Genomic DNA, 12,221 nt, shown 5'->3' with positions numbered 1-12,221 from the left:
GTGGGTTATAATGGAAGAAATCCATCCACCGACAGGAGATGAACGCAAGTTGACTTTGTCGTCTTGGAAAGAAGAGCGGGCCAACGCCATCAGCCACGGCATCGGCGCCGGGCTCAGCGTCGCGGCTCTCGTTCTGCTGCTGCTTCATTCGCTGCAGAACGGCACGGTCTGGCATATCGTCAGCTTCACCGTATTCGGCGTCTCGCTCATTCTGCTGTACGTCTGCTCCACTTTGCTGCATAGCGCCCGCCAGGCGCGTTGGATCGATCTGTTCGAAATTATGGACCACTCGGCCATCTATGTTCTCATCGCAGGCACTTATACCCCGTTCTTGCTCGTCACGATTCGCGGCCCTTTGGGTTGGAGCTTGTTCGGCGTCGTGTGGGGACTTGCGCTGCTGGGCATTGTGTTCAAGCTGTTTTTCGTCAAGCGGTTTAATGTCCTCTCCACGCTGTTCTATATCGCGATGGGCTGGATGGTCATGTTCGCGTTCCGTCCGCTGCAGGAGCAGCTTCCCGCAGCCGGAATCGGCTGGCTGGTCGCCGGAGGCCTGCTGTACACGGTCGGCACGGTCTTTTATTTATGGCGAAAGCTCCCCTACGCCCATACCGTATGGCACGTGTTTGTGTTGGGAGGAAGCATCTGCCACTTCTGCTCCATCTATTTCTACGTGCTGCCCTGGTAAGGCCTAACGGTAAAAAAGCTTTCACGCAGACTCTGCGATGAAAGCTTTTTTATGTCTGTAACCTCGACGCCCCTGCGGACGGCCTATTCGGAGCCTGTTATTTGCGGAGTCGCTTGAATGGGTAATACAGAAGGCAGCTGAGGCAAAAAGCGAGCGAGGCCAGCGCCACGCTGCTTGCGAGAACGTATCCGTACCAGCCGCCTGCCAGACTCTTAAGAGGATACCGGCTCCAGCCTCAGCTGTCCCGTGTTCGGGTCGTGCAGCACCAGCCGTCCTTCGACCGGCCGTCCCTGCTCGTCCACCAGCCTCATCAGCGCGGTGCGCCCGTGCTTCAACAAATACGCGATGGCGGCATCCGTCAGCGAGGCTCCGAAGCTGTCCTTCCAGATCACGAAGGTACAGCCCGTCTTGTACGCGCTGCAGCCGTAGCCGCGCTTGCCGCGGATGATGCTGCCGCGGCAGCCCGCGCGCGGGCACGCGCCCAGCGCCGCCACGGGCGCAGCGGCGGCCGGCTGCGGGGCCGGCGCTGCGGCGTCTTCGCCGCCCGGGGCGGACCGTGCGCGCCGCGTGTTCGCGGGGCGCACGGCTTCCGCCGCAGGCGGCTCTCCCGCGGCCGCGGCTGCGCGCGCGCTGCGCTTGCCCCGCGCGGAGCCGGACGCGCGGGCGGTCCCCTCCGGCGCGGCCTCGGCCGCCGCGCCGCTTTTGCGCCGCTGGCGCGGGGCGTTCGAAGGCGCATCGCCTTCGAATGCCTGCTTCGCCGCAGGCTTCTGCCCCCGCACCTTCTCGACGATCAGGGCGGCAAAACGCTCGACGTTCTTCATGAACGTCTCGTCCGACGCCGCGCCGCGCGCGATCTCGTTCAGCCGCCTCTCCCACTGCCCGGTCATCTCCGGCGACGTCAGCAGCTCGACGCCCGCACCGCGGATCAGCTCGACCGCCATGCGGCCCTTCGGCGTGATCGCGATCCGCTTGCCCTGCATGACGACGTAGCCGACCTGCTTCAGCCGCTCGATGACGGACGCGCGTGTCGCAGGCGTCCCGAGCCCGGAATCCTTCATCGCGTCGCGCAGCTCCTCGTCCTCGATCTGCTTACCCGCGCTTTCCATCGCCTTCAGCAGCGTGCCTTCGGTGTACGCCTTCGGCGGCTGGGTCTCCTTCTCCTTCGCCGCGCTGTCCTTGCACAGCACCGCCTGCGCCGCATCCAGCGTGAACGGAGCGTTCGTTTCCTCCTCGGCGACAACATCCTCTTCCTGCTCCCGGTCCGTTTTACCCTTGCCCCGGGTCGGCTTTTCTTTTTCCTTTTTCTGATCGGCATAGATGACCTTCCAGCCCAGGGACAGCAATTGCTTGACCGTGCTCTTGAACCGTTCGCCCTCGGTCAACGTCACGATCGTATGGAGCTTGTACATCGCCGCGGGATAAAAATGCGACAAAAACCGCCGTACGATCAAGTCGTACAGCTTTTGTTCGTCGGGCGCGAGCCCGTTGGGCATTTTGTGCGTCGGCAAAATCGCATGGTGATCTTCCACCCTGGCCGGATTGCAGACCGCTTTATTGTTTTTGTGCACCAGCTTTTTGTCCGCCTGCTGGACAAGCGGCGCATAGCCCGTCTTGCCGAGCTGGTCGAGCGCCCGGTGCATCTCGGGAATGTTCTGCTCGGTCACATAGTTGGAGTTCGTCCGCGGATAGCTGATCGCTTTATGCTTCTCGTAGAGCGCCTGGGCGAGATCGAGCGTCTTTTTGGCGGAAAACCCGAACTTCGCATTCGCTTCGCGCTGCAGTAAAGTCAGATCGTAGAGCTTGAACGGGTATTCCTTCGTATCCTTCACGTCGTAGCTCTCGATCCGGCCGGTTTTCCCTTTGACCTTGGCCGCGAGCGCCGCCGCTTTTTCCCCGTCGGTCAGCTTGTCCCCCTGCCACAGCCCGCGATACTTCGTCTCCCCTTGCGTGAACCACGCTTCGACTTCGTAGTACTTGCTCGACGTAAACGCCTCGATCTCCTTCTGCCGGTCGTACAGAAGCGCCAGCACCGGCGTCTGCACCCGCCCGACAGACAGCAGCTCGCGGTGCTTCGTCGTAAACGCTCGCGAGCCGTTCATCCCGATCAGCCAATCCGCCTCGCTCCGTGCCCGGGCCGCCCTCGTCAGCGGCTCGAATTCCACGCCCTCGCGCAGCTCGGCGAAGCCTTTGCGGATCGTCTCCGGCGTCAGGTCGGAGATCCACAGCCGCTTGACCGGATGAGACAGCTTCAGGTGCCGCTGGATGAGGGAAAAAATATGCTGCCCCTCCCGCCCGGCGTCGCAAGCGTTAATAAGCTGCCCGCTCCGTTTGGCCAGCTCGGCGATAACCTTGAGCTGGTCCTTCGTCTTCGGATTGGGTATGAGCTTGAACCGCTCCGGAATGATCGGCAAATCGTTAAAATTCCATTTTTTGTATTTATCATCGTACGCATCCGGTTCGGCGAGGCCGATCAGATGCCCGATGGCCCAAGTGATAATATACCGCTCGCCTTCGATATGCGTACGTTGATTTTTCGCCTTCGGCTCGATGGCGGCCGCAATATTGCGCCCCATATCCGGCTTTTCGGCGATAACAAGCGTCTTCATCCGTCAACTTTCCTCTCCTATGCCGATGGAACTTGCAGCGAATGGCACCGGCATGTACAAGCCGTATTTCGAAAATGTGCTTCATCATATTATACCATAACCCCCTTCCCGTCGACCCGTTCCTTGGTAAAACGCGCAAAAAAACAGCAGGCCGGTTGACTTAACCGACCTGCTGTTACGTTTAGGAAGTGTCCGAGAATGCGAACGATCCCAGAATTGTCCGGACGATGCACATGCTGCGGGAGGCGCTGCTTGAGCTGATATGCTGGGGCCGAAGGGGGACCCGGCCTTTTCCGCGAAGTTCAAGGAGTTTATGCGGGTTCATTTATTGAACAAGTTCAACGAATTTCACCACAGCGAAGACCGCGTGCCGGTTCCGTGGGATTATTTGATAGCCTATTTAATCTCCGCGCATCTGGGCATCGTTCAACATTGGCTTGAACAAGACTGCGATCATTCGCCGTGGGACATGGCCTGGATGTTCACGCGCATGACCCAACTGAGCCCCATTCAATCCGCAGGCTTGAAAAAGTAGCCCGCAAGAGAAGCTTTGTCGCTATGATCGTCATGAAAAAATACAGCCCCACTTGCAGACCGTCTCTTCGCCGCCTATCCTTTCGGATGAATCATTTCTTCCGGACGCACGATTAATACGAATTGCTCCTCCGTCAAGTAGCCGCTCCGGATCGCCGCTTCTTTGAGTGTCCACCCTTCCTTGTGCGCCGATTTGGCGATCGCTGCCGCTTTCTCGTAGCCGATATGCGGGTTCAGCGCCGTAACCAGCATCAGCGATTCGTCCAAGTACCGCTGAATAACCTCGCGGTTCGGCTCGATGCCGACGGCGCAATGCTCGTTGAACGAATCCATCGCGTCCGCCAGCAGACGAACGGACTGCAAATAGTTGTGAATAATGACCGGCTTGAACACGTTCAATTCAAAATTCCCCTGGCTGGCGGCAAAGCCGATCACCGCATCGTTGCCCATCACCTGGCAGGCGACCATCGTCATCGCTTCGCTCTGGGTCGGGTTCACCTTGCCCGGCATAATCGAGCTGCCCGGCTCGTTCTCCGGAATGCGCAGTTCGCCGATGCCGCAGCGCGGTCCGCTTGCCAGCCACCGGACATCGTTGGCGATCTTCATCAGATCGGCGGCGAGCGCTTTGATCGCGCCATGGCTGTATACGATTTGATCGTGGCTGGTCAGCCCGTGAAATTTGTTCTCGGCCGAGACGAAGGTTTCTCCCGTGTAGCGGGAAATTTCCTCCGCAACCGTCTCGCCGAATTTCGGATGAGCGTTCAATCCCGTTCCGACGGCCGTGCCGCCGATCGCCAGCTCCCGCATCGGCTCCAGACTTTCGCGGATCATCCGCTCTGTCTTCTCCAGCATGGCCCACCAGCCGCTGATTTCCTGCCCGAGCGTCAGCGGCGTCGCATCCTGCAGGTGCGTTCGTCCGATTTTGACGATATCCTCAAATTCCTTAGCTTTAATTCCAAGCGTTTCCTTGAGTCGGTTCAACGCGGGAAGCAGCCGCTCCTGCACCGCTAACACACCGGCGATATGCATCGCGGTCGGGAACGTATCGTTCGAGCTTTGCGAGCGGTTCACGTCGTCGTTCGGGTGAATCCGCAGCCCGTTTCCTTTCGCTTCGAGCAGCTGTGACGCCCTTCTGGCGATGACTTCGTTCGCGTTCATGTTCGACTGCGTCCCGCTGCCGGTCTGCCATACGACAAGCGGAAAATGGTCGTCCCATTGTCCGCCGCTGACTTCATCGGCCGCTTGGGCGATCGCCTCCGCCTTTTCCGGCTCCAGCTTGCCCAGCTTCAGGTTGGCTGCCGCCGCCCCCTTCTTCAGCAGCGCGAACGCCCGGACGACTTCCAGCGGCATCCGCTCCGTGCCGATCTTGAAATTCTCCTTGCTCCGCTGGGTTTGAGCGCCCCATAATTTGTCCGCAGGCACTTGAATTTCGCCCATCGTGTCTTTTTCGGTTCGGAATTCCATCGTTAGCTCCCTCCTTGACCTAAGTACATCTTAAGATTACCCATCTTGGAAATAGTTAAAAAACCAACTTAACATACATAATAGTATATTATATTTCCGAAGAAAGGGCGAATCCATCTCATGAATCCACTTTATGCCCCTTCGTTCGAATCGCTTGCCCTGCGGATATAAAATCCCTTATTTGGTATATTCCACCTCTTTCGTGCACAAGCTAACTCTGCGTTTCTCTTTTTAACGATTCGAATCGGAAGAGGTCTTTCTCATGTCAGCGAAATGGGCTTGGTTTATGTTCGGCTCGTTTGTCGGGTCGCTTGCGGCTGTCGCTCTTTGCGGCCTACTCGCTTTATTGTGCTCAAGAGGCATCATCAAGTGGATCGTCGGGCGTTTTACGAAACGGTTAATGTCCAATCCTTATGAGTCCAACGTCTGGGAAATGGTAACGGCAATGACTCGAATCAGTCCCATTACCGTCGTGGAGAACAGCCTTCGCGCCGCTTCCGGCGCTGTGATCGAACGTCCGTTCGGAAGTCCGCGCAAGTTTCTTCATTTTGAGGGACTCGTGTTCTCTCCCGCGCAATTGTCTACGCTTCCTACGGAACAGGACATCGACATCGACATGACAACCATCATTGGACCCAAAGCGCAAAAGCCGCTGGTGCTTCGCATTCCCATACTCGCGGCCGGGATGGGCTATGGCGTAGGCTTAAGCGAAAAGGTCAAAATCGCCATCGCCAAAGGAACGGCCAAAGCTGGGACAAGCACAAATACCGGCGAAGGAGGATTTTTGCCGGAGGAACGGCAGAATGCCAAACACTTGATTATTCAATATAGTTCGGGACATTGGTCCAAATCGCCCGAAATTTTAAAGCAAGCCGATGCGATTGAAATCCGTTTCGGTCAAGGAGCGCTGGCGGGAACGGCAAGCGTTCTGCAAGCCGCCGATCTGGAAGGAAGAGCCAGCGAGCTCATGCAGGTGCAGAACGAGGATATCACCGTTATTCCGAGCCGTCATAAAGATATTTCGAGCCCGCAGGATCTCAAGCAAGTAGTTGAGCGGCTCCGACAGCTAACCGGAGGGGTGCCGATTGGCGTAAAAATATGCGCTAGCGCCGTTCTGGAACACGATCTGGAGATTGCCATTCAAGCCGGCGTCGACTTTATCAGCCTCGACGGAGGCCAGGCGGGGACGAAAGGCGGCGCGCCGATTCTGGAGGACGACTTCGGGCTGCCGACGATTTACGCCTTGTCGCGCGCTGTCCGCTATCTTCGCCAACGGGGCGTCAAGGACTCGATCAGCCTTCTGACCGGAGGCGCGTATTCGCAGCCTGGCGAATGCCTTAAAGCCATTGCTTTAGGAGCTAGCGGAGTATACATGGGCACCTCTTTGCTATGGGCTATGACGCACGATCAAGTGATGAAAACCGTCCCTTGGGAGCCTCCGACACAGCTTACTTATTACACCGGAATGATGCAGGAAAAGTTTAACGAAGAAGAAGCCTCTATCTTTTTGGAAAACTTTTTAAACTCCTGCACGGATGAGATGAAGCTGGCGATCAGCGCGCTCGGCAAACGCGCTTTGCGGGAAGTCAATGCCGACGATATGGTTGCGCTCGATGCATGGACCAGTCATGTGACCAAGGTTAAATTGGCCTATGAGCCGTGGGAGAAGCCGGGAACGAATTCGCATGGATGACGAGGATGAGGCAACACGTTGACACGCGGCCTCGGATTGGAGCTGGGGACTCCTGCCCTGCTCCACTACTCCCGGGGAACCCACGCCCTTATCGGTCCATGCCGCAAGGAACCGGAATAAACGGCTTGGCCGCCGTCTTTTTATATTAGAAGCCGTGACCTATCCGTTACGGCTTTTTCTTTTTGCGGAACGTATCGACGGCAAGCTATGCATACCGTGGTGATAATCAGCAATAGCAATCCTGCGATAAAAATCCCGAACAGGAAAGCCTTCGAGGCTTTTTTACCTTCCTTGACGCAAGAAGGGTAGATCATCAAGAGAAAGACCGTGGGAAAGGTAGCAAATGCAAAATACGATATGTTGGCCTTGACGAGCGCTTTGAATCCTGCTTCGAACACAGGCTGTAAATGTTCCGGATTGATATTGGGCGCGACAGTTAAGATCATGGTGATAAACAACGCCATGATTAGCGGAAACATCGCTTCCGCGGCACGGGCTACCGTCTGCAATCCTAGCCGCAAACCGATGACGGCCGGCAGCACGTAAAGAATATTGGCCGCATAGACGGGGGTATCGGGCATGATCTCCCTGCTTACGAACGTTCTCGCGAAGTCGACTAACGATACGGCTCCGGAGAAGGTTTAATCCGATTCCGGTAATGATGGAGACCCATGCATCTTACTTGGCGTAGGTAGTGGTGACTGATGGTACAAACAAGACGGAGCTTCCAATTGTAAATAAAATGACCAGCACAAAAAATTGTCTTGCGCTAATTCGTTCATCCATACCTAGTCACCTGCTAATCCGATGATTCCAACAGTCCGAATATAAAATCGCTGAGCGGGACGGAAAATACCCAAAAGTCCTTCTTTCTTTTGTTCTTCAGAAGATCGGGCACTTCCATCCAAACGATCACCGCTCCGAAAGCAAGAATGCCTGCAACCGCCAGCATGACCTATTGCTCCTTCTTCTTTTTCTTCTGAATATCGTTAATAAATGAATTCGACTGCGTTCCGGTCCGTCTGACCTTCACTTGGACGGAAATGGCAACGGGCATCGTTACGAACTCTTTTTTCCAATTCTTGCTCAGCTTTTTCCAAGCTTTCGGATTGGCGCGATGAATGGCGTTGCCAAAGCCGAAAATGTGCGAGCCGAACGTTTTCTGCGCTTTGCGGACCACCTGTCGCAAGGATGCTTGCAGCTTCTCTTCTAACTTTTTTTCAAGCTCGTACAACGACTCCGGTTTATCCAGTTCGATGACACAGTGCACTTCCGAAACGTCGGCCTCTATGAAAAGATCCACCTTGCCCTGGGGTTTTCCTTTCACGACATTGGCCTTGAGTTTGCTTTTGACCCGATTCACGCGCAGGTCCAAGTCGAGCGGTTCATCCTTTTGCTGCTGCGAAAAAAAAGCTGCATGGTTCCTCGACCTCGATCTTAAGTTAATGCGAGTAGTATTCTTCGTTCGCAGTTACTTTATTACATATCTTGAATATTATTGAATACGGAACCAGAAACACTTGCAATGCCAAGCCCCGTTGTGCTATATTATTACTCCTGTCCATTTTTGGGAATTCATAACATGAACGGAGGTACGGACACATGGAATCCGGTCTGCAAAGCGCTTACTTGGAGGAAAAAGAACGCCTGGAGCAAACGATACAAGAAATGGAAAGGCATCTGGAGGCACTTCAGGCTATACCGCCCTATAAGGGAGACGAATTGACGGAGCAGGTGCTGGAGTCGATCCGCGAAACCAAGCGGCGCAGCTTGGCGCACGGGCTGCCTGAGCCTTACTTCGGCAGACTGGATTTTCACGAAACGGGAAAGCCCGGTCCGGCCCCGCTCTATATAGGCAAGTCCGGCGTGGAAAAGGAGGATTCTCCCGAGCTCATGGTGATCGATTGGCGCGCTCCGGTGGCGAGCCTTTTTTATTCGTTCACGGGTGGGACCGAAACGGCCAGCTATGACTCGCCGGACGGCGTCGTGGAAGGACTCGTCTATTTGAAGCGCAACCTCGTCATCCGCAAGCAAATTTTGCAGCGCGTGGTCGATACGTTCGACCGCGAATCGAACGCGCTGGCAGTCACGGACGAGTTCCTGCTGTACCGGCTCGGTGAGAACAAGGACAACAAGCTGCGCGATATCGTCTCGACAATCCAGGCGGAGCAGGATACGATCATCCGGGCCGGCAAAAACCACGCGCTCGTCATTCAAGGCGTCGCCGGAAGCGGGAAAACGACCGTGGCCCTGCACCGGCTCGCTTACCTGCTCTATCAATACCGGGATCAAGTCAAAGCGGAAAAAATGATCATTTTCGCCCCTTCCCGCATGTTTCTCGATTATATTTCCGGCGTTCTGCCGGAGCTCGGCGTCGGGCATATCCAGCAAACCACGTTCTCCGACTGGGCGCTGGAGCTGCTGGACCACGAGGTCAAGCTGGCTGATCCGGCGCAGGCGCTGCGGCATTGGTTCGCCATCGGCCCGGCCCGTCCGGTGATTGACGATACGGCGCCCGGCCGGTTTAAGGGCTCACTTCGCTTCATGGAGTGGCTGGATGGGCTCTTGAACGCGTACGAGCTGCGGGCGGTGCCGCAGACGGATTTTGTTCCGTGGGACGGCGCCAGGCTCCCGCACCACACCATCCGCGACTGGTACGCGGTGGAATACAAGCACGAGCCGCTGATGAAGCGCCGCGAGCGGGTGCTGGCCCGGATCAAGCGCTGGCTGGAGATGGAGCTGGATAAGGTGTGGGAGGTCCATCTGAAGAAGGACTACAAGAAGCGCGGCTCCGCCCGTCTTCGCGATTACGGCAAGCAATGGCCGGCCTATACGCCGTTCGGCTTCTATAAGGAGCTGTTCCGCACGGCGGAGTCCGGCGCCCTGCCCTTCGTATCCGAGGCGGATGAGCGGTTCATTCCCGCGGAGCTGCGGCAATCCACGCTCGCGGCAGCCAAGAAGAAGCTGGTGCAGCCGGAGGATCTGGCCCCCCTGCTCTATATTCGCCAGCGCTTCGCAGGCATTCACGGCGATCTGCGCTTCGATCATACCGTCATCGACGAAGCGCAGGATTTCTCGCCATTCCAGGTGGCGCTGCTGGCTCTGCACACGAAGAACGGTTCGTTCTCGATTCTCGGCGATTTGTCGCAAGGCATCCACGCCTATCAAGGCGTTCGGGACTGGCACGAACTGCTGGCGCTGTTCCCGGAAGAAAACCGGGCGTACTATACGCTGAACCGCAGCTACCGCTCGACGATGGAAATCATCTACTTCGCGAACGAAGTGCTGAAGCGCGGGCTTGCCGAGCCGTCGGCGCTGGCCGTGCCGGTATTCCGCAGCGGCGAGCCGGTCGAGCTCGCGCAAGCGGACGGCCCGGCGCTGGCGCAGCGTCTCGCCGATGCCGTGCGGGAACACCGGCAGCGCGAGGGCACAGGCACGCTGGCCGTCCTCGCCCGCACGGAGGAGCGATGCCGCGAGCTGCACGCGCAGCTGTACGCCGCCGGATGCGACGGCGTGAACCTGATCGTCCCGGGCCAGCAGCAGTACGAGGGCGGCGTCTCCGTCGTTCCGGTGTACATGGCCAAAGGGCTCGAGTTCGATGCCGTCCTGCTCGTGGACGTCGATCCGGTTCATTACGCACAGACGCCGCAGGACGCAAAGCTGCTCTATGTCGGCTGCACCCGGGCTCTGCATGAGCTGAAGCTGTTTTATTCGGGCAAGCCTTCCCCGCTGATCACCGGCGTTCAAGGCGATTTTGTGAAGGCCGCGCTGTAATCGAGGGCGTCAAAACGCGAACGAAAATAAAGCTCCTTTTCCGGCAATGAAGGGCAGGCGCTCTGCCTGGCCTTCATTGTATTTTTTTTGTCTGAGCGCCATCAGACAGTAATCAATCCATGTCAAGGTTCGTCTGGACGTCTGGCGTATCCTTACAAAGCGTTTCCATGATCGCTTGTTCACGATATGGATCGTTTGTTTCTTCGCCCAATTGTTTATTGGCCAAATGTATGGCATATTGAATTGGCCGCCTGATGGACTTTCGGTAAGTGTCGCTTTCTTTCGCCTTGATGAAGGCCCTGTGGCCTGGTTTAGGGTTGGCCTCAATCAGCCATACTTGTCCGTTTACATCAATTCCCACATCCAATCCAAACTCGACCATAGAGCCAAACCGTTCTTCCACAACTTCCATCAACCGATGAGCAAGCTCCTCGCATTCAAGCTCAATTTCTTTCGCCTTATCCAATCCGAAACGGGAATGGATGAAAGTCTGAAATACTATCGCTTTTCCATCCCCGTAGCTTAAATTCGTAGTAGGGCTATTCTTAGCGCCTACGCGCAAAACTTTGCCGGTCACTTCCCAGTTTCCAATTTCGTTCTTTTGAATTAGCACTCGAACATCGACCTGCCGATGGGGGATAAGCTGCAAATCCAGTCCTTGCTGGACCATAAATGATCCGGATCGTATTTTTTCAGTTCGCACCCAACGGTTAACCCAACGGATGACCCTCTGTTTGGTCATTATCGGCGTTACTACGATCCGGCCTGACCTTTTTCGTCCTTGAAGCCGGTAGCCGCCGCCCGTTTTCTCGATTTTAAGAACGCTATGCCCGCCGGTCCCATTCCCCGGCTTCACATAGACCAGGTCATGCGTTTCAATCATCTGTTCTAACGCTTGTGGCGAGTACACGAACGTCTTGGGAATCCAGCGTTTTAACTTGTCGGATTCGGCAAACAGCTTCATCGCTTTCCATTTGTAAGTAAATTTATGATTGGCATAAACGAACAAATCCTCGCGACGGCGCATATCGCGAAACGGTTTGTATAGCTTTCGGCAAAAATCGATTACGACATCCGGCCACGGGCAAGGTTCTCCCGCCCATCTCCCTGATGATATCGGGGTAAAGCCGCGAATCGTCCTGCTTTCTTCTTGTACATCCATGTGAGAAAATACGTATACGCCGGCCCCCAGCTTCCTCCCTTCCGTTACAAGGTCGCGCAAAAACTTGGAGTTCGGAAATATATTGCCTACTCGATGGGCGAGAATGCCTACTGTTAGCTTTTTCATACAGGCCTCCGTCTAGTTGTTATGATGCAATATATACTCACACCCAGCATTGCGTAACGGTACGTGCCTATATGCGTGAACTACCCGCCACCTACGCTTTGCTTAGAGGTGGGGGCTTCTAAGGTAATCGTACCTAGCGGTACGAAATTTACTTAGCTATCGAGCCTGTTCCATGCT

Annotated in this window: 10 protein-coding genes; 4 read left to right on the top strand and 6 right to left on the bottom strand. The window is 56.1% G+C overall.

Annotated features, from left to right (window positions below; translation table 11 throughout):
* Positions 1-10 precede the first annotated feature (10 nt).
* Positions 11-685, top strand: a complete 675-nt coding sequence (gene trhA, locus NLX71_RS23455) for a PAQR family membrane homeostasis protein TrhA (RefSeq protein WP_254366215.1) — start codon at positions 11-13, stop codon at positions 683-685.
* A 212-nt stretch (positions 686-897) separates the two neighbouring features.
* Here trhA and NLX71_RS23450 read toward each other — a convergent pair whose 3' ends face one another.
* Entirely contained in the window at positions 898-3,291 is a 2,394-nt protein-coding gene (locus tag NLX71_RS23450; RefSeq protein ID WP_254366214.1) for a type IA DNA topoisomerase, read from the bottom strand.
* A 262-nt stretch (positions 3,292-3,553) separates the two neighbouring features.
* Here NLX71_RS23450 and NLX71_RS23445 point away from each other — a divergent pair, with 262 nt between their 5' ends.
* Positions 3,554-3,826, top strand: a complete 273-nt coding sequence (locus tag NLX71_RS23445; protein WP_254366213.1) for a TetR-like C-terminal domain-containing protein — start codon at positions 3,554-3,556, stop codon at positions 3,824-3,826.
* Positions 3,827-3,900: 74 nt separating this feature from the next.
* On the opposite strand, the gene fumC is transcribed toward NLX71_RS23445, so the two are convergent.
* Positions 3,901-5,289: a class II fumarate hydratase gene (gene fumC / locus NLX71_RS23440; protein WP_254366212.1), complete on the bottom strand. Its 1,389-nt coding sequence runs from the start codon at positions 5,287-5,289 to the stop codon at positions 3,901-3,903.
* A gap of 262 nt (positions 5,290-5,551) precedes the next feature.
* Here fumC and NLX71_RS23435 point away from each other — a divergent pair, with 262 nt between their 5' ends.
* A complete protein-coding gene (locus NLX71_RS23435; protein WP_254366211.1) occupies positions 5,552-6,982 on the top strand; it encodes an FMN-binding glutamate synthase family protein in 1,431 nt (476 codons plus the stop codon).
* 140 nt (positions 6,983-7,122) lie between these two features.
* Here NLX71_RS23435 and NLX71_RS23430 read toward each other — a convergent pair whose 3' ends face one another.
* The 3 genes from NLX71_RS23430 to NLX71_RS23420 form a co-directional block, all read right to left on the bottom strand.
* Entirely contained in the window at positions 7,123-7,563 is a 441-nt protein-coding gene (locus tag NLX71_RS23430; RefSeq protein ID WP_254366210.1) for a GerAB/ArcD/ProY family transporter, read from the bottom strand.
* Positions 7,564-7,781: 218 nt separating this feature from the next.
* Positions 7,782-7,934: a hypothetical protein gene (locus NLX71_RS23425; protein WP_254366209.1), complete on the bottom strand. Its 153-nt coding sequence runs from the start codon at positions 7,932-7,934 to the stop codon at positions 7,782-7,784.
* 3 nt (positions 7,935-7,937) lie between these two features.
* On the bottom strand, positions 7,938-8,429 hold the full coding sequence (locus tag NLX71_RS23420) for a Ger(x)C family spore germination C-terminal domain-containing protein (RefSeq protein WP_309248982.1): 492 nt from the start codon (positions 8,427-8,429) through the stop codon (positions 7,938-7,940).
* Between the two features lie 155 nt (positions 8,430-8,584).
* Between NLX71_RS23420 and NLX71_RS23415 the strand changes: the two genes are divergently transcribed.
* Positions 8,585-10,756 carry a HelD family protein gene (locus NLX71_RS23415; protein WP_254366207.1) on the top strand — a complete coding sequence of 724 codons (2,172 nt, stop codon included), beginning with the start codon at positions 8,585-8,587 and terminating at the stop codon, positions 10,754-10,756.
* Between the two features lie 112 nt (positions 10,757-10,868).
* Here the strand turns inward: NLX71_RS23415 and NLX71_RS23410 are convergent, their stop codons facing one another.
* Positions 10,869-12,044 carry a YheC/YheD family endospore coat-associated protein gene (locus tag NLX71_RS23410; RefSeq protein WP_254366206.1) on the bottom strand — a complete coding sequence of 392 codons (1,176 nt, stop codon included), beginning with the start codon at positions 12,042-12,044 and terminating at the stop codon, positions 10,869-10,871.
* Between the last annotated feature and the right edge of the window lie 177 nt (positions 12,045-12,221).

The sequence above is a fragment of the Paenibacillus sp. MZ04-78.2 genome (assembly GCF_024213375.1).
In the GTDB taxonomy this organism is placed as follows: domain Bacteria; phylum Bacillota; class Bacilli; order Paenibacillales; family NBRC-103111; genus Paenibacillus_G.
The sequence above is the reverse complement of the archived record's forward strand: the minus strand, read 5'-3'. Positions and strand labels throughout refer to the sequence as shown.